A 19735-nucleotide genomic window follows, 5' to 3' on the forward strand; every position below is an offset into this window, starting at 1 on the left:
TGTTTTTATTTCAGGTTTTTGGCGGTACGAAAAGGAGGATTTGTGCATAACACGCTCCCCCTTGATCGTGCAAAACCAACTCAATTACTGTTGACAAACTTAGACTGTTGTTTACAATTACTTCAATTTATCCGATTATGGTTTTGTTAAGTGTTTGTTTAGAAAAGTTTTCCAAAAGTATGAAGCTTTAGCGAAAAACATGATTTTTTAAGAAATGATAGGCTTTTTGAAGATTTACAAAAACTTAATTTAAGATCATTGAAAAATAGGGCTGAGTTCTTGAATTTAGTATTTGTAAACAAAAATGCAAATGGACTTAAATCTGCTCAGCACTTCCGAAAAACTGGATTTGATATTTGGCTTGTATGAAATCGAGCATGACCCAAAGCGACACACAGAGGGATGTTTATAATCCATGCGAAGATTCCACCTGCCTGCCGGCAGGCAGGTGTGGCCTATAAAAATCAAATTATAAACACATGAAAAATACGGTATGGAAGACTACATCGGCGAGCCGGTTTCACAAATCGAGCACATGTGTCAGTCGGCTGAATTGGCAGAAAAGGAAGGTTTCGATGAGGAAGTAGTTCTTGCGGCATTTCTCCATGATATCGGCCATTTGTTTTCGCACTTACAAGCCACCGAATCGATGGGAGGATTTGGCACCAAACGACACGAAAAGATCGGCGCAGACTATCTACGAAAGCTGGGTTTCCCTGAAAAAATCGCCAAACTGGTGGAAAACCATGTGCAAGCGAAGCGCTACCTGACTTTTAGATATCCTGAATATTTAGAAAAACTCTCTGAAGCAAGCCGTCAAACCCTTGCCTACCAAGCTGGACCCATGACGGAATTGGAAGCTGCTGATTTTGAAACAGACCCACTTTTTGAGGCATCGCTGAAAATGAGAATTTGGGATGAAGCAGCGAAGTTGGAGTTTGTTTCGCTTCCTGACTTAGGGAAATTTCGGAAAATGGCAGAGAGGGTTTTGGGAAACAGTTATGTAAAAAATATCTAGACTTTGGAAGTTCTAAATCTACTTCGACGGACTTCCTCAACGTCCCTCTTGGATTTCTATAGTTACCAAACAAGTTGATAATCTTGAATCAAGAGGTTTGCAGATAAATTCAATCTAACTGCAAATTTCCGGATCATGTCGACTGTGAGTCTTCTTATACGATTTAAAATCTCTGAAACTTGACTTTTCCCTCCAATTTCAGAAATCAAATCAACTTGTTTGAGCTGCATTTCTTCCATTCTGATTTTGATTGCTTCTATCGGATCGGGATGGGTTCCTATAAATCGTATAAAAGCTAGCTGATGTTCAAAATATGGGAAGGAATCCAATTGCATTACCCACATCAATTCCCTCCAGCTTCAGCTGGAGACCAAAATAATCGCTTAATGATTCCCGGCTTTAGCCAAATCATTCATCGCTTACTTGTCAAAATTCGGCTAGAGGCTCAATGATATTTCAATTCCAATAAGAATGAGCTAAAGCCACATTCCAATTTATAAACCCCTACTTCACCGCTTTCTCCAACCCATTTTTCCCACCCACTATCGGAAGTGTCAGCACCGTCCCGTCCAAATTGATGGTAAGTTCGGTTCCCGGTTTTGGTAAAATGGTAAATTCTTTATCCGAAGAGAAAATCATCAACCCAATCTGCTGACCCGCTGGAATGATCTGATCATCCGGTTGGAGATCGAAACTGACCTCGTAGAATTTTCCAGGCAACAAAGGTTCTGATTCCCTTATAGAAGCATGGTTTTGTGGATCGGCCCAACCTCGAGTGATAATGTTGTCAGTGATTTTGGAATTGCGGCCTTCAGTCCACGGCAGGGAAACCAACCAAACCGAAAGGTTGGCAGCGGGCTTAGTGGAAGCAAGTTTAACGGTGATTCTCGGAATTCCCGAAATGTGCAGGGCTTCCTTGAGCACCGGACTAAGGTAAAGAAGTCGATGCTCGGAATACTCAGCCTGCGCCAATACCGACCCGGGAAATGAATAGTTGTCTACTAAGGTTTCTCTTTCATTAGAAGTTACCTTTTCCAGCGCCAGCGAACCCACAGCCGGTGCCCCAGGCTTAAGGTAAAAACTCACATTTGATGCTTCCGGATTCGGAAAGTCAGCATAGGCGGTTGGATTGCTTCTCTCATCCTGCTCGCGAACGATCCAAGCTTTTGGTTCTTTTTCCACTCCGTTTTCAACCCCATGTAGATAGCGGGTAAACCAACGATTCATCATCGAAAATGGCGGTGGACCACCATGCCCATTTTGATGGTAATAGATCATGGATGGAAGTCCTTTTGCTCGCGCTGCGTTGTATATCCGGTAACTATGCTCAGGCATGACGTTCCAATCGTTGAAACCGTGCGACATGAGCAAGGCGGCTTTCATCGGCCCCATCTGATTCAGGTAATCCCGTCCAGCCCAGAAATCATTGTAATCACCTGTGGCCCGATCCATTCCTTGCGCCATTTCGGTATCGCGGACAGTTTTGTTGTTGTAGGGTCTTTTCGACTCGTCACCACTGTGGATGAAATCATACAACACATCAATGTCTTCACCTAGATAGCCTCCCGGCGAGCGAACCAATCCGTTTGAGCGGTAATAGTGATAGTAGGATGTATTTGGTGCAATAGGGATAATGGCTTCAAGACCTTTCACTCCCGTAGTCGCAGCGGCCAAAGGCAAAGTTCCATTATAGGAAGTTCCGGTCATCCCAACTTTCCCAGTCGACCAAAAGGCCATCACTTTTTCATTTCCATCCGGAGTGGTGTATCCGTTTTCTTTACCGGTTAGCCATTCGATTACCGCTTTCGGCGCGAGTGATTCATTTTCTCCACCCACAGTCGGCGAACCCTGAGAGAAACCTGTGCCGGGAGAAGAGGAATGAACGACAATATATCCACGAGGAACCCAAGCCATGATTTCGTCATTGGAGATGATCGGACGCTTACCTCTTCGCTGCACTTCTACGTGAGTTCGAGGAGGAGCTGTGGCACCTAGCTCATGTCTGACATCCCAAAATAGCCCAGGCGCATTGCCAGCTGTTCCTGCATAGTATGGGCTGCTGGCATAAATGACCGGAAGCTTAAGTCCTTCTGTCTCCGTCTGCCTAGGACGAGTCACATCTACATGCATTCGATCCAACTTCCCATCGCCATCCGTGTCAAACTCCGTTTCAACCCAGAGATCATGTCGAATCCAGTTGGAAGAATCCTTCAATTCAGGCAGGATTTGAGCTTCTCCGTTTTCGAAGATCGGTTTGACTTGGGCGAGTAATGAAGGGCTATGAGTTACAAGGAAGCAAGCGAAAAGTAAGGGGCGTAGGATTTTATTCATGGTGGAGTTAGATGTCAATGGGTAATTTTATGAGATTAATTATCGTAATGCTTCAGGTTTGAATTCTTGTGATTTCTAAGAGCTTTTAAATTAGGCTTTTTGATCCAACAACCATAAACCAAATATCACTTCCCAAGGAATTCAGGTTGAACTTCAAATCCATCCTCAAATTCCACTTAAATGCTTTTGAGTTGCAACAATATCTTAATTCCCTTCATTTTCTTAATGCTTCAAAATGCTTTGACCCAAGAATGGGATTGGCAAAAAAGTTTTTTTTTACCATTAAGAGAGTTAAGAAAATTAAGGGTTTCCAATCAAAAATTATTTCCCCGATAGCAGATTTTGATTTGCCACAAGATCTTAATTCCCTTCATTTTCTTAATGGTTCAAAATGTTTTAACTCGAGTATGGGATTGGCATTTTATTCTCCAAAAGCCTACAAACCATAATACCCGATTGGGATTTACTGCCTTTTAAATATTCGCTGAGTGGTTTTGCAGAGATTTCAACTTGCATATTTCCTGTTCCCGCATGCATCAGGTGGATTCTTCCTTCTTTTTCAATGGCAAAACCCACATGAACGATATCCAGATTTTTCATGGAAGTGGTGATGGCAATCAGGTCTCCGGATTGAATGTTTTTCTCAAGACTTTCGATCTCAGCCTTTGGGATAAAATGGTAGGTCCGTTTGGCAATCTCAGCTTCATCAGTCTTGATGGATTTCAAAAAATCAGAATTACTAAGCTGGGTATAGAACTGCGGATTTTCAGACATAAAAGTTGGCTGATTCGGATATATAGTCCCACCGATTTCTTTTGTAATATCCCGGATAATGCCTTTTTCCTGATTTTGATAGATCCAATCTGAGAAGTAATGAAGTCGGGAGGAGTAATCTTTTCTCACTCCATCCTGATATCTGATTCGCTCCAATTCCTGCTCAAAGCCCTTAAAACTCAAATCCCCTAACATGGCAATCCGAGCCAAAGTCACCACCGTTTCCAGATAAGTCGTGCAATCCAAGCCGGTCAGATTGATCACCAACTTCTCTTCTCCGGGTAGTTCTAGCGTCTTTTCAACGTATGGAGTTCCAAGAAAACTCTGACCGATTTCCAAAGTCATTTCCTGAATCGATTTCCCAGAAAGGTCTTTCTGAGAAAGGTCGGTCAAAACTGCATCCAATCGCTCCCGACTTTCCAAAGAACAGACGGTTTGTGCGCTAAGTGAAAACGAAAGGAGGGAAAGGAAAAGGGTTAAAAGGCGCATTGGGTTTTGGAATTGGAATTGAAAGGGAAAATAGGTGAATTTTACTTATCAACATAAACCAAATCTATACCACAAACTGCCTGAGGACAGAAGTCCTAGTATCCATTTGTGCAACAGGTTGTTGAACAAGTACAGGTCTTATTAGCAATCTTTTGCCAGTAAGGTCATTTACCTTTTAATCGCTTGATTTCCCTGTCGAAATCAGATTCATAGGATTTATCCTGGATTGTTCGATATTTCTCAAACTCTCCTTCTGCCTTTAGCTTCGCTTCGATGGCACTTACTTTTCCTTTATTAGTTAAAATGGGGTAGTTAGAGAGTTTCAAGAAATTCTCCAAAAAAGTTCTCCAATCTTTCATGCGCATGACTATTCCCCTTACCGCGTTATTTTCCGCCAAATCCAGATAAGCAGAGACTATTCTATTTAGTTCTCCAATATGTTGTTCATTGAGGTAGTTTTTGGCAATACTTACATCCGACTTTAGAATTTTCCCTTCAGGCGCATGTTTCCAAGTTTTTAAACCCATGTAAATTTTGGCCGCATCTGCTTCTGTATAAATTATTTCTGCCGCTGTTTTACCGGAAATTGCCCACTGCAAAGTATTCTGAACAGCTACGAAAAAATCCTTGGTATCTGGAGCATCTTTTTCATAATCTGAGGCCAGTGCATAGATATCGGTGATTTTTTGATAAAACCTTCTCTCGCTAGATCTGATCTCTCGAATGCGCTCAAGTAATTCATCAAAATAATCTTTTCCAAAAATCTGCTTTCCTTGCTTTAGGCGCTGATCGTCCAACACAAAGCCTTTGATTATGTATTCCTTTAGTGTTTTTGTAGCCCAAATCCTGAATTGTGTGGCCTGGATTGAATTAACCCGATAACCCACTGATATTATCACATCAAGGTTATAAAAATCCAGACTTCTCTCCACCTCACGATTTCCTTCTTTTTGAACTGCTCGAATTTTTCGAGTAGTTGAGTCGGGCAACAACTCCCCACTTTTATAAATCTCCTTGATATGATAGGTGATCGTGTTTGCTTCAACACCAAACAGTACTCCAATCGATTTTTGAGTTAGCCAGAGCGTTTCATCTTTTAAAAGCACTTCGACCCTCACTTCCTCGGTTTGAGTTTTGTAAAGAAGAAAATTATCCATAACAATCCATTCTAATTAAATTGGCTAATACCACTTATAAAAATCAGCTTTTACAAATAAAAATACCCGAAAAAACTTAACTCCCTTTCAATTTCTCTCCCTTGGCGGAAAGCTCAGCCAATTGCAAAATTCGAGCATTTCTGGTTTTTTCGGTTTTGGCCAGTTTCAGCCAACGCAGGACAAATCGCTTGCTGGAATCATTGATTGCATAGAAAAATTCTTTCGCTCCGGCATGCTTCTCAAGTTCATCTTGTAGATCCTGAGGCACGATCAGTTGATCCACATCATCCATAAAATCCCACAAACCGGATTGCTTTGATAATTCAATAGATCGATAACCCGCCTCATGCATTTTGCCTTCCTCGATCAGTTTGGCTGCACGATCTTTATAGGTTTTCGCCCAATGCTGCACTCGACGAGGAGAAATCAACTGCATCGTCCGTGAATCATCCAGCTTTCTTCTGATGCCATCGATCCAACCAAAACAGATGAGTTCGTCCAAAACCTCAGTAGGGGAAAGGTACTTTTCAGGGACGATTTTCAAAAAAGTTATCAGCCAAACACTCTCCATCTGTCCATGATTTTTCTCCAGCCAAGCTCTCAACTCAGTACTCGAGGAAACTTCAACTTTGAGGAAATTGTCTGTTTGGATCATTTATAAAATTCGGAGGATTGACTTTAACTCTTTTCTTTCAGGGCTGAAACAATCAATTTCTCCAAAATGTTAACGTTAATATCTTCCAGTTTATTAATATAGAGGCAACCAGCACCGGTTTTGTGTTTTCCCAATTTCCCAAGTGCATCCGCCTGAGCATTCACATCAAAAACTAGATGAAGCGAGAGGTTTGCTTTGCGGGGAGAAAAACCGATTTTGAACCAGTCCACCTCGCGTCCTGTACTTGGACTTTTATATCTTTTTAAGCCAAATCCAATCATCGAAGCACCCCACATTTTCGGCTTCTCCTGACTCAACTTTTCCATCAATTGGAGTATTGCAAAACTATCCTTTCGCTGCTGTTCATTCGTCACCGAATTGATGAAGTCCTCTACACTTGCCTCGTTTTCTTTTGTCTTTATTTCTGCCAGTTTTCCCATGGTGAGTTTGGTATTGAGTTGTAATGGTTTTTGATTAGACCTATTTTTTTTACGCAGACTTTTTATTCTCGTTCCTCGATTATTCTTTTTACATATTGGATGTAGGCCTCCTTTTTGAAGTCGAACCAATCTTGTCGATATGCTGAGGAGTCAATTAGAATTTTGAAATTCTGAAAAGGCTTTCGATTGGAAAGTCGGTCTAAAATCCGTTCTCTGAACTTCAAGTCAGAAATGAAATGAGCAAAGTTTTCCATTACTTCAAAGCCTTCTCTTGAGTCCAATTTTTCAAATCGCTCATAATTCCCCCAGTCATTTTCGATTTTCTCGATCAATTCCTCCCAAGGTTCAGGATCAAACATGTGATCTTCCTGACTAGGATGCCATTCGATCTCTCCGGTAGGTCTATGAAAGTAACAGGTCATTCCGCAATCCAACCATTCTGCAATTTCCGCGATTTGTTTTTCGGTGAGGTTCATGGGGTTAGGTAGTTGGTAAAGAACCTAATTTCGGAAATTTACCAATTGGTCAAAAGGGAATTGAATAAGATCATCCTTGCCCAATACCTCTTCTTGCATATTTATAAAAAAATAACAGATTTGGTTTTGAAATAATACCTCCTTAATCCAAGGTATAAATAGACATAGTTATTGACAATTTATTGACAAAAGCATGTTTTTTTCGCAGTTATTTGTCAATAAAATATCGGGTATCTCTTCGCTCCCCTCTCCTTTTTAACCTCCTGTTTATCAATCAATTGATTTGTCTGGTACCGTAGTATACGCAGTGGAATCTCTTTTCCAATGCGCTATTGTATATCACTTATTGCACTTTTTTCGATTTTATTTAGATTCTCGATTATAAGAGCATCCAACCTGTATGGCTGTATATTTTTTAAGTTGGTCTGACCTTTAAAATTGTGCTTTTTCAAAATCCCTGGTTCAACCAAGTAGGTAGTCCCTTTAGTTTTCCCTCTCGATTTTACCAACTTCAAATTTACCAACCTGCCCATCCAAGTCCTTATCGCTTCCTTCTCTTCCAGTCCCAAAATGCTGCTAAACTCCAAAGCGGTAAGGGAAGTATGTTGAGCAATTAAACCCAAACTAATAATTTCCTTTGATTTTAACTGAAACTCCTGATTCACTTTTTCGATAAATTGAATCAACACTTTATGTAACCTCCTCATGCTAATAACATCTCCAATTTCATTTTCCACTTTTCCCAATCTTTCATTTCCTTGGTCTGCAAATCCATAAATCTTTGCGTGTGGTCATGATGGATTAAATGGCAAAGTTCATGAACGATAACATACTCGATACACCCTTTTGGAGCTTTAATCAACTCCGGATTTAAAATGATTTTTCCTTTAGGCGTACAGCTTCCCCAGCGTGTTGGCATTTCTCTTAACACTATAGAACTGGGCTCAACTTTATGCCTTTTAAATTTTTCAATCAGCGGTTGAGCTATAGTATGGAACTTGGAGCGTGCATGCTGTAAGTACCAGTCAATCAACAAGTCCTTAGCTTTTGACTTCTCATTGGTTGTGACTTCAATGAATTTTCCTTTCAGTTTGACTGATTCTTCATTTCCAATTTGAATTTGCAATCGGTATTGCCTTCCTAAATACAAATGGGTTTCGCCACTTATGTATTTGCGTTTTGGTGTTTTTGGTTGAAAGGATAGAAAAAAGCTTTGCTGCTTGATAATCCAAGGAGCTTTTTTTCTGATTTTCTCTTTAATCTTTTCAATAGAAGTGTCAATTGGTGCTTTTACCAACACTTCCATTTCCGGAGTCACAGTTATTCCCAATGATTTCCGATCCGAATATTCCAATCGAAAATCAATAGTTCTACTGCCAAATTGTATGGCTTCTTGCATTATCTGTATCGGATTTTGGCAACTTCAATACAGTCTTCTGCAATCTTGTCCATCTCTTTGAATGACAATTCCAAATGGTATTTATCTCTTACCTCATCAATCAAGTAGTCGCCAATTTCAATCAATAATTTCCCTGTAATATTGGTTTTGAATTGCCAATCAATGATAGGTTTACCATGGTCGAGAACTAAGGCCTGAATGAGGTCATCAATGTGCAAGGCGGTTTGGGTCGAAACTTCTTTCCTAACCATGATGTCCTGAATTTTATTTGAAAGAGCTTCAATTGTCAATCCATAAAATGCTTTTGCCACATTTCTTTCATTGAATTGCTCGGGAATGTCTGTGTCTGTGTGAGCCAATACATTGTCCATTATCTCCTGAACTCTCTTTAGATATTGTGCTTCATTTATTCGTTTAGCTTCATAATCAGCAATAGTCTCTTTCAACATTTGGGAGAATTTCTTGTAGAATGCTGGATCTTCATCCATTTTTTCTGCAATATGCTTAGCTGTTCTACTAGCGATCTTATCTGCTTTGGCTGCCTTTCCTGTGGTATTTTCTACTTCCTGTTGGAATTTGTCCTTATCGAAAATATTCACCAATTCTGTAATGGTCTCAATTTTCTCAGTAGTAATGTGAGTGTCTATCAGTTTTTGAATCTGTCCTTCATATTGTTTGTAGTCAATCACATCACTATATCGCTCCACTACCGCCAAACGCAGTTTTAGGAACATGGTCAAATCTTCTTTGTAGCGATTGATGGTTTTTTCTTCAGCTTCTTTATGGAACTGCATAGAAGAAAGAGCCAATTTCAAACACTTCGCAAAAGAGGCCAACTTATCGTAAAACAATACTCTTATCGCCTCATCCTTCAATAATTGTTGATAGGCTTCCGCATCTCTTTTATTTGTAATCGTTTTGAAAATATCCCAGAGTTCTGAATGCTTCTGAGGTAGTTTTTTGATCTCCTCAGATATATTGGTAAGTGTTCCTTCCAAATCCTCCTCATCAAAATCTTCGAAGGTCGAATACATCAGTAGGGCATCGTCCAGATTCTCAATTACCCCATAATAATCAATGATATAACCAAATTCCTTGTCAGGATAAATGCGATTAACCCTGGCGATGGCTTGTAGAAGTTTATGGCCTTGGAGATTTCTGGTGAGATATAAAACTGTATTTTTTGGCTCGTCAAATCCCGTCAGGAGCTTATCAACTACTATGATGATTTCTGGTTCATTCTGATTTTTGAATCGATTGATGATATTTTTCTCATAGCTTTTTGAATTGCCATGTTCATCCATCATCTTTTTCCAAAATTGATTTTCCTTCTCGGTTGATTTTGCATAGGCACTTTCTTCGCCTTCTCGTTCATCTATCGATGAAACCAATACTTCAGAACTTACAATTCCAATTTCATCTAAGTATTCTTTATATCTAATTGCATTCACTTTTTTGTCGCAAACCAATTGACCTTTGAAAGGTGTTCTACCTTGCCAATTATCCCGAAAATGATAGCTGATGTCCCATGCTATCATGCGCATTTTTTGCTCTGCCGAATTCAAATGGTCGTATCTGGCAAACTTCTTTTTGATATCTGCTTTTTGATATTCGCTAAGTGGCTCCGAAACCATTCCAAAAAAGGTGTCTATTGGACTTGCATTCACATTCTGAAATGCCAGCCTCCCTTCATACAGCAGAGGGACAACAGCCTTATCCCTAACAGCCTGGTCAACCGTGTAGGCATCGATTAATCCTCCAAATTTCTCTGCTGTACTCTTGTCTTTTTTGAAAAGTGGGGTTCCGGTCAGGGCTATGAAACACGCATTTGGCAATGTCTTTTGCATGTCAATATTAAAGGTGCCATGCTGAGTTCTGTGGCCTTCATCCACTAAAACGAAAATATCATGGTTCTCTAAGGGCTTGCCGATTTTCTTTACTGCTGCGACAAACTTATTGATAATGGTAGTTACGACTGCATCGCTGTTGCTTTCCAGCAATTCAACCAACCGCTGTCCAGTACTGGCATTTTCTACAAACTTGCCGCACTTGCGAAACGTGTTTGTGATCTGATTATCCAAATCGGTTCGGTCGGTAACCAATACGATTTTGGGATTTCGAATGCTTGGTTCCATAGCAATGGCTTGTGCCAACATGACCATGGTTAAAGATTTACCACTTCCTTGTGTATGCCAGATAACTCCTCCCTTTCGGGAAAAGTTACCCTCACCCCCTGCCCCTCTCCCTGTTGGAGAGGGGAAATTGTAGATATCAATCCTTCTTAAAACATCCTCAATATTGCTGAACACCTTTTCATTTCTAAATCTAATTATGTTGAACCCTGAGGAGGTCAAATATTTATCTCTTATTAAATCATGTTTTTGTCTTTCAAGATTATTATGCACTTCTCCATCCAATTCAACAATTAGCTTTTTTTCATGGCAATAAAAGTCGACAATGTAATGGCCTATCTGATGCTGTCTTCTAAATTTGAGGCTGTTAAGCTTTCTGTTTCGCAGAAGTTGCCAAAGAATTTCTTCAGCAGGAGTTTGATTTTTTCGAAGCTCCCTCGCCTCATTCAATAGCCCAGTAAATTGTAGGTTTCCCCTATAAGTTCTCTCCTCCCTCTGGGAGGAGTTGGAGGAGGGTTGAAGAATCTTTATTCTTTCTATCGATTTTTTGATGGCGAAAAACTGCTGGTACCGCGCTACCTTTTTATCTCCATTGTCAAATAGAATGTAATTGAAAATCAAATCGATGAATCGCTCCGGACGGCACAAACCAAATAGGTATTCATCTTGAACAGTGGGTAAAATTTCCTCCTGCTCTAAAGCATCAAAGTATTGGCGAACGTATTTAAACCGATCCGAAAATAATTGCTCTTTAGCTGAGGTTGAGAGCGGTTGGTTTTTAAGTTTCAGTAAGGTGTTTTTATAATTCCGCTCATCCTCATCACTTTCAAATTTCTCCTGCCACTTGGCCCAGAATTTTTCGGGTGTGGCATTCGTGGCATATAAGGCCTCATTGCAACTTATCGAAAGTAAAAGTTGGGAATAGACATATAAGCTGCGGATTCCATCTTCCTGTTGACTTCTTAATTGTTGGCTGATGGCTTGTTTCAATGGATCTTTCATGTCCGGTCGCTTGCATTCAATATTGCAAAGCGGAATTCCATTTATGAACAAGACCAAATCCGGCCGGTAATGCTCTTTGCTTGTGCTTCGCATGACGCCGAATTCCTCCGTCACATGAAACACATTATTGCTGATGTTTTTCCAATCTATGTATTGTAGAGAGAAGCTCTTTTTATCTCCATCCACGCTTTGTTCTAAAGCATGACCCAAAGTGATCAGGTTGTAGGTTTTTTCGCAGGCGGCAATGTAGCCCTCATTCATGGGCAGGTTTTTCAAAGTCAAAATACCCCGCTCTATATTTTCATCTGTGAAAATGCTGGTTTTGGTAGCGCTCACCCGGATGCTGTTGATCTCCTTCAGCTGCTTTCGCAACACGTCTTCCAGTAAAACATTTGAAGTTTTCCCACCTCTCAGACGCTCAGCTTCTGACGGACTTAAATAGGTATAGCCCAAATTCACCAACATCTTCAATGCAGGAATCTGACTGATATGGTCTTCTTTAAAACTTGGCGTATCCATATTCATTTTAATTTCTTATTTCCTCGTTTTCAAAAATGTAGTTATATAATTTTGTTTCTTCTGAAAGTGCATCGTTTTTGTAAAAGCCTACACAACGAAAGTCTACGTCAATTTTGCGATAGTATTTTACAAAAGGTTCATTCTTATTCATATAATATAAATGGTTAAATAATTCTGCCTTAAAATCGCATGGCTTCTCCCGAATTAAAAATGAATTAATAGATTTCCATCTACTGTCTGCGTTGTTACCTCTGTTATTGCTTAATTTTGTGGTCTTCTTAAGCCACTTTGGTAAATTATATTCAATAATGCTCTCATTACTGATATCCATATTCTGCATATATGTGGCTTCCAAATCATCGGCAAATGCTATTAGATCATGCACAACCTTGAGAAGTTCCCGCTCACTAATATTAAGTTGCTTATTTTCAGTATAAAATACAGGCAAATCGGCACAAATAAAATATTTAAACTCATCCCTGCGATTGTTGTCAAAACCAATTTTCAATATAGGGTTAGCGGCATAAATTTCTTTCTGTTTGCCAAACCGCGCAAGATTATCGTATTTGAAACCTCTGCGGTAAATGGGTGTTTTAATTCTGAGATAGAATACAGGTTTGCTTAGAATGTGCAGTCCGGGTTCATAATAGTTAAACTCTGCTATTACCGGCTGATGGCGTTTATTGGCTCGTATATGTTTAATGGCGAATACTTTATTGTCTGCTGATTGCAGGTTATTATCATATATATAAAACTCAGTTTTATAATGTTTTGCCAAGGCACTTAGTACGGGTTCTAAAATGGTTTTACTAGAAGTAGAGTGTTGTCCTTGCAGAGCAGTCGCCTCTATATTTTTGAAATCGTTTTCATACAGCACCGGAAACGGATCTTTGTTTTCGTAAGCTGCCACTGCCGGATTATTGAAGCTTTTTTTCCAGATGCTTTCGTCCATCCGTTCTAAATAATTTATCTCATTGCTCTGTTCGATCTGGATAAACTGATCAATCAATTTATCAGCTTCTTTTTTTCTTAAGATAAAACGGGCTGTCTGGTCTTGGTCAATGGTGTTTTTCAGGTAGGGGTAGTGAATAGGTAAAACGGCGGTTTCAGATTTGCGCAGTTGGTTTTCCATTTTTCCGTTTAGTCTGTCTACCCTGCCAACCCTTTGTTCGTTATCACCCTGTGTCCAGGCTAATCCATAGTGAATTACTTCGTTACAATGGTAATGAAGGTTAACGCCTTCCTGCAATACAGAAGTAGCTACAAGCACATTTGGGTAAAAAGGGGTGTTGAAGGCTTTTAAAATACTGCTCCTGTTGGTATCGGCACAAACAGGAAACACAGGGGATGTATTATTTAAGAAAGTCCATTTTTCAGTTAATAAACTTTCCTCAGTTAGGTTTAATTCCTTTTTATAAAATATCTGGAAGGTAGAAACGGCTTTGGCTATTAAAAATGCCAGGCCTTTTTGTAGCATATCTTTTTCGACAGATTTGCAAAATGACACGTAGAGTTCATCAGGTTTTATGTTTTGCTTTTTACTGATATTTTTGAAGCTGGCATAAAACACAATTAAGTAACTGCTTGCAAAAAATAATCCTTTGGTAAGGTAATTAGCAAAAGCTTCCTTCTCTATTTCTGTAAACTTAATGTAATCGTTTAAGCCTTCACGCAAAAGTTCATTATCTGATTGTTGAGCCGTATTCACCCAAATAGTAAATAAAGTTGGAAAGGTTTGAGGAGCAATCTTCTTTACAATTAAATCAGCGGGAAAACTGATGTAATTAAAAAGGTAATCCTGCTTTTCTTTACTCAACCCATGAAAGCGAAGCTTACGGGCCGTAACAGCATAGTTTCTTTTTTCGCCCTGGTATTGATAATCATGGAAGGTATAAGGTACCCCCATGTAATCGGCACCGGGATGCATAAATACAGAATACAGTTGAAGCTCTTTCAGAAACCGGTTCCTGAAGTTGGAGCAGTCGGTTGTTTTAAATTTACCTTCCTTTTTTATGGTAAAAAGCGAATAGTATTTTGATGAAACATTATATGAATCATCCACTGAAATTTCGCCGGAATCGGTATTGGCGTCTTCTATTTCTTCGGAGTCTTCAAACGTACTTTTCGCTTCGGTGGCAAAATATTTTCTAAGCCTGAATTCATTCCAATATTTAAAATCTTTCGGAACATCCAATGCTTTCGCATCTAACAACAATGTGGTGAACTGATGGTCGTATGCCTCAATTACTCTTCTGCTCAATTCAAATACCGAAGGAATTCTGCGGACAAAAACCACTTTCTTATTAGGGTGCAAACTGTGGTTATCGTCAGGTGAAAGATTATCCACTGTTTTGTTATACTTAGGATGTACCGGATATTTTTTATACACCCTGTAATGAGCTTCGGCTAATTCCTGAATAACATGCTTATCATCTCGTTCATCAAAGTCGGTAGATTTGCTTTCAACATTGGATGGGGTAACGGTTTCAGTTTTGCGGGTAGGTAAAAATTCAAACCCTTCCAGGTAGCCGTAGAGTAATTTATAGGGGTTTTGTCTTTTTGAAGTGTCCTTATGTTTTTTAAACTGCTCTGCTTTGTGTTTTACCAATGATCGTTGGTACATCGCAAAAAATAATTTTTCCTTAATGCTAATCATTTCTACCGGTTCATCTAGTTCTTTACGGTACTGGTGCTTGGTTTTATTGTGTAGCCTGCGAAATCGCCTGACACATATCTTGTCGAGAATTTCGGCAGGAGCTATTCCTTTAAAATTGTTATTAAAAATAGAGACAATGCTTTCAATATTTTTTGAACTGGAGTGATTAGGAGTAGCCGTTAGTAATAAAGCTTTTTCAGATAAGAAAGCCATTGGATCATTTTGCCCCTCGTAATTCTTGACGTCTCTTTTTGCAAAAAAAGCATGAGCTACCAAACTTCTATTGGTATCAGCATGGGCATTACGTAAATAATGTGCTTCGTCAAATACAATTAAATCGAATGGAGTATTATCACCTATCGCCAGTTTTTTATAAATAAAATCGTTGCATTTTTTTGCGAAGCGGTACATCCAGTTTGCTTTTTCTTCATCACAGGATTTTTCATCTATATTTTTGATGATATTGATGTGCAGTTTATCTAATTCCTGTTGGGTGATTTTTTTAGAAAGAAAATTGCTTAAGGAAGATGTTTTACAGACATATAAAGAAGGCCATCCCTGATTTACATAATTCAACAATTCCAATTGATTTTCGCAATAAATAGCTTGCCTCAATGGTTGCCCGTTGATAGACGATTTGATGATATCATCATTAAACTTATAATGATACCTTATAAAGGTTTCATACTCGTTAATCCATTGGTCGGAAACTGTTTTATTAGGTGCGTATAATAATATTTTGGCATTTGGTTTTTGCAACCACAACGTGATCATGATTGCCAATGCCTGGTAGGTTTTTCCCATACCCACTTCATCTGCCAATAATGCCACATTTTTTTGTTGTAGTATATTCCAGAGTTTGGCTGAACCTTCTGCCTGTATCTTAGGAATATCCTTTTTGCTCTTGGCATCATACTGCCATTCAGTCTTACCATACTGAAAAGAAATATAATTGCTGATGTGTTCAGGTGTGATCAATTTCATTTTATGGTCATAGCTTTTTTTATAAATTTCAAATCCTTCCTATCCAATTTTAATAGCTGTTCAAACTGTACTATTGATATTGTTTCAATTGGTTTTTCTGAATATAGATTAAATAGTTGAACACATTCATTTATTTCCATTGCCATAAAATAATGAAACAACAGATCGTCTTCCCTCTTTTCTTCTAATACTTTTTGAAAGGAAGTTTTGAAAAGCGACTTAATATTGATTAAACTACCCGGGAGCCTGTAGCCCAATTCTTCCATTTTTTGCTTAATGTTTTGATTCTCATTTAAGGTATCTGCTAATTTTTGAAAGGCTACAAACATCAAGTAATAGGATTCGTGACCACTGTAGGCAAAGAATGGCAGCTCTTCTTTTTCAGAACCTTTGTTGTCCTCTTCATCAAACTGATATTTAACTCTTGATTTAGTAGTAGTTCCTAAAGGGTTAATGGTAAGGGATTCAAATAAATCGTAGAAAGAAACATACCCTTCAATTGGGCGTTTTTGCTTACCTGCTTCATTCAAATAGCCTACAAATACAACTTCGTTTTGGGAATTATAAACAGTAAACAGTTTGTTTTTCAACATTCGGTTAAAGCCATTTAAAAAGCTGAGGCCGTTAATAGCAAGCAATGGGTAACGTTTGTTCGGTTCATGAGGCAGAGCCACTGTGAAATTCTTATCAGTATTATCCCATTCCAGTTGGTATTGAAATGTATCCCAATTTGCGATAATGTCACAACTAATTGAAAAGGCTTTCAGTACTTCCTTCCACTCATTATCCATATCCACTTCATCTGTTCCAGAAATTGTGTTTCCGAGTATTAGCTTGAGGTTTTGTAATAATGCTGTGCGGTGTTTTGGGCTTATGGGTTGAATGATACCTGCTTCAATATTTTTTTCGTTGGCTGCTGTTTTTATTCCCAATGCGCGGTAAGAGCAATTCCAGGAGCCTATAGCAATTTTATTTTCAGTGAGCCAAACTTTGGCATGGAAAAGCGTTTGCTTTACTTTATTTATATTCTTGTCTATTTGAATTTGTATGTCTCCATCTTGTTGTAATTTTATTAACTCTGTTGGAATGATTTTTACTTTTTGTGAAGGGCTAATATCTGGTATCAGATTGATTTTGCTGAAACCATATTTTTTAATATCGCCCATTAAAACTGCTGTACTTTTTGAAAAATACGGAGACCAGATATTCAGTTCTTTGCCCTTAATTTCATCTAGAATGTTAGCTGTATTAAAGTTGTGTGCAAATTTCCAGTTAGCTTTTTCATCAGACAGCTGATTAGCCCATTTTTCCAATGTTTTTAATTCTGGCAGAGCAGGATTAAGTCTTGCAAAAAAATCAACTACTTGTAATGCGTTTTCTTTATTCTTTATTTCTTTTACCACTATACACTCTCTGTTACTGCTCCAACCTGCAATAGTCAGGTTGAATGATCCCGTAATTAAATAAGCAGTATGAGCTCCTTTTAAGAAAATCACCTTAGGATGAAAGATTGGCTCTTGTGTAGTTGAATTTAAAACAACAGATGCCTGAACAGGGTATAAGTCAATACTAGTTCTTTTGCCTTGTTTTAAATCCAAAGCTCTGTAATCGTACCAGATTTTTATCTTGAATTTACTTAACTCTAAATTCAATGCTTCATAATCCTCAGCACGTTTTAATTCACTTGGCTCTTTGCCAACTATTGCAGTCAGTACATATTTTTCAAGCAATTCAATATTGAGATTGAACGTAGTAAACCAACATAGCTCTGGAGCTATATCATTGACAATATGTTTAAATGTTTCAAGCAGCTTCATTAGTCAATCCTTTATGCAAACTGTCTACAGTTGGTAAATAATAAGAATTCACCCAAGTCATTGATTTTAAATAAGTAAGGTGTGGGTCTGATATATAAATTGATCTGTGCACGAATATTTTATTATCGGCACCAATGCTCACCCAATTTAAATTGCCACGGGTTTTCATGATATCCTCATGGTACTTTATCAGGTTGATGATAAAATTCTCTGCAGATTTATCCGATTGCGAGGCATTGATATAAATGTCCAATAATTTCTGCAGCCTGTTTATGGCTTCCTGATTAATATAGTCAACAGACAAATAGGCTGTTATTTTACCGGGATCTACTTCATTGTTTTTTAACCAATGATCGATAAACTCTTTTAAATCATCATCTATTTTGGAAGTAGCAGAGCTTAATATTCTATTAATGCATTTATCAATGAGGGTAAGCAAGGGTTCAATGGCATTGATAGCACCCAAATAAGGATCATTGCTTTCGCTGTATGCACTAACTATGATCTTTTGAAAATTGAGACCCTTGACTTTTTGCTTTAAATATGCCTTGTACAAAATGCCGGCTGTATCTTCTTTTAATCCTAATCGATTCAGCCAAAATGACCTGATGGCTTCGTCTACGTAGATATCTTTTTTTAATAGAGCCACATATTTTTCTTCAATACTCTTTGTAAGTACATCTTCTACTTTATACTCAATAAATGCATTCGCTTTAATAGTAAAGTTTAAGAGTTTGTTTTTTATTAATTCTGTAAGCACAATTTCTGCTTCCTTCCAAGGGGAACTTTTAAATATTTCAGATGCTTCTTTCCATACCTCTGGGTTATTGTAGATATCCTCTTCGTTTTGCTTAAATACACCCATTTGCAGAAAAGGACCTTTATGTCTGCCATGGATACCCAATAAATACTGACGAACCAGAATGCCTTTATCTCTGTTGACCGATATTTTCTCTATTGTATTTCTTTTCGATTCATTGTTTTTAAGATTGCTTAATTTATTCTTACCGGGAACAACCAATGAACTATCTCCCAGATTATACGTGGCATTAATCAACAGATTTTCAAGAAAGATTACCATTCCCTCAAACAAATCTGATTTGTTGAAATAGGGTTTTTTACGAATCAGCTTATTAACACCATCCTCTTCTTCACTGGCACATTTTTGAAGCAGGTAATGATGAAACAGGTTGAGGGTATAGAGTTTAATATCGGTACTAATTGTGTTGAGTTTATTATGAAATATTTTACTTCCAATAGAAGTCCATATAATTCTAAGGCCCATTGGGTCAATAGATCCATCACTAAAGATGGACTCATCGTAGTCAGTAAAAATATTATCCAGTGTATTCTCTCTAGCCATTAGTTAATTTTCTAATTCTTAGACTGATATGGTCTTCTTTAAAACTTGGCGCATCCATTACGTTCTCTTTTCATTTGTGTCATGTATAGAAATTGCGGCTTTCTATACAGGTTGGGTTTCTTTGGAAAATATCCACTTCATTACCTCTAATAAATTCCCTAAGACTTCTTCTAAAAGTTGTCCTTACTCTCCAATTCCTTTAATAAGTCATTGTTTTTCAATGCATAACTCAATTTATTATTGGTTCTTCTTCTAACTCTTCTTCTATTTCTTCTTCTAACTCTTTCCTGATTTACATTCATCCAATCCAGTATGCCTTCCACGCCAATCCCCTGTATTTCTTCGCGCTAAACTCTTGTGTTCTCTAACACAATCTCTAACAGGTTCTCTAACACAATCTCTAACAGGTTCTCCGGTTAGTTCAACCATTTTGTAAAGTTTATGGAGAATTTTTAAGCTGTTATGGAGAATTGTCCCTAATCAAAAACCCCGATTCTAACCTCCAGTGAGTGTTTCTTATAAA

14 protein-coding genes are annotated in these 19735 nt (G+C 38.3%); 1 reads left to right on the top strand and 13 read right to left on the bottom strand.

The genetic code is table 11. The annotated features are described in order from the left end of the window. Positions 1-493: 493 nt before the first annotated feature. Positions 494-1018 (top strand): HD domain-containing protein, encoded by a 525-nt coding sequence (locus tag ACK4HU_RS12275; protein ID WP_409807150.1) that lies wholly within the window; start codon positions 494-496, stop codon positions 1016-1018. A 62-nt stretch (positions 1019-1080) separates the two neighbouring features. Here the strand turns inward: ACK4HU_RS12275 and ACK4HU_RS12280 are convergent, their stop codons facing one another. The 13 genes from ACK4HU_RS12280 to ACK4HU_RS12340 form a co-directional block, all read right to left on the bottom strand. Continuing rightward, the gene (locus ACK4HU_RS12280) at positions 1081-1353 is read right to left on the bottom strand and encodes a type II toxin-antitoxin system HigA family antitoxin (protein ID WP_409807152.1); all 273 of its coding nucleotides are present in this window, start codon (positions 1351-1353) and stop codon (positions 1081-1083) included. A 169-nt stretch (positions 1354-1522) separates the two neighbouring features. Beyond that, entirely contained in the window at positions 1523-3349 is a 1827-nt protein-coding gene (locus ACK4HU_RS12285; RefSeq protein ID WP_409807153.1) for a Xaa-Pro dipeptidyl-peptidase, read from the bottom strand. 396 nt (positions 3350-3745) lie between these two features. Continuing rightward, a complete protein-coding gene (locus ACK4HU_RS12290; protein ID WP_409807155.1) occupies positions 3746-4612 on the bottom strand; it encodes an N-acetylmuramoyl-L-alanine amidase-like domain-containing protein in 867 nt (288 codons plus the stop codon). A gap of 164 nt (positions 4613-4776) precedes the next feature. After that, entirely contained in the window at positions 4777-5769 is a 993-nt protein-coding gene (locus tag ACK4HU_RS12295; protein WP_409807157.1) for a virulence RhuM family protein, read from the bottom strand. Positions 5770-5845: 76 nt separating this feature from the next. After that, the gene (locus ACK4HU_RS12300) at positions 5846-6424 is read right to left on the bottom strand and encodes a YdeI/OmpD-associated family protein (RefSeq protein WP_409807159.1); all 579 of its coding nucleotides are present in this window, start codon (positions 6422-6424) and stop codon (positions 5846-5848) included. Positions 6425-6447: 23 nt separating this feature from the next. Next, the gene (locus ACK4HU_RS12305) at positions 6448-6864 is read right to left on the bottom strand and encodes a DUF1801 domain-containing protein (protein ID WP_409807161.1); all 417 of its coding nucleotides are present in this window, start codon (positions 6862-6864) and stop codon (positions 6448-6450) included. Positions 6865-6926: 62 nt separating this feature from the next. Then, complete coding sequence (locus tag ACK4HU_RS12310; RefSeq protein ID WP_409807163.1) at positions 6927-7340, bottom strand: UPF0158 family protein; 414 nt, start codon at positions 7338-7340, stop codon at positions 6927-6929. Positions 7341-7669: 329 nt separating this feature from the next. Then, a complete protein-coding gene (locus ACK4HU_RS12315) occupies positions 7670-8047 on the bottom strand; it encodes a hypothetical protein (protein ID WP_409807165.1) in 378 nt (125 codons plus the stop codon). Continuing rightward, on the bottom strand, positions 8044-8739 hold the full coding sequence (locus tag ACK4HU_RS12320; RefSeq protein ID WP_409807167.1) for a M48 family metallopeptidase: 696 nt from the start codon (positions 8737-8739) through the stop codon (positions 8044-8046). Before ACK4HU_RS12320 ends, ACK4HU_RS12315 begins: the two co-directional genes overlap by 4 nt. Continuing rightward, positions 8739-12392: an HsdR family type I site-specific deoxyribonuclease gene (locus ACK4HU_RS12325; protein WP_409807168.1), complete on the bottom strand. Its 3654-nt coding sequence runs from the start codon at positions 12390-12392 to the stop codon at positions 8739-8741. The genes ACK4HU_RS12320 and ACK4HU_RS12325 overlap by 1 nt, the downstream gene beginning before the upstream one ends. Positions 12393-12399: 7 nt before the next feature. Then, positions 12400-16032: a DEAD/DEAH box helicase family protein gene (locus ACK4HU_RS12330; RefSeq protein WP_409807170.1), complete on the bottom strand. Its 3633-nt coding sequence runs from the start codon at positions 16030-16032 to the stop codon at positions 12400-12402. Next, positions 16029-17849, bottom strand: coding sequence for a phospholipase D-like domain-containing protein (locus tag ACK4HU_RS12335; protein ID WP_409807171.1), 1821 nt, complete (start codon positions 17847-17849; stop codon positions 16029-16031). The genes ACK4HU_RS12330 and ACK4HU_RS12335 overlap by 4 nt, the downstream gene beginning before the upstream one ends. After that, entirely contained in the window at positions 17836-19212 is a 1377-nt protein-coding gene (locus tag ACK4HU_RS12340; RefSeq protein ID WP_409807172.1) for a hypothetical protein, read from the bottom strand. The genes ACK4HU_RS12335 and ACK4HU_RS12340 overlap by 14 nt, the downstream gene beginning before the upstream one ends. Positions 19213-19735 lie beyond the last annotated feature (523 nt).

It is taken from the genome of Algoriphagus sp. (assembly GCF_046296635.1).
In the GTDB taxonomy this organism is placed as follows: Bacteria; Bacteroidota; Bacteroidia; order Cytophagales; family Cyclobacteriaceae; genus Algoriphagus.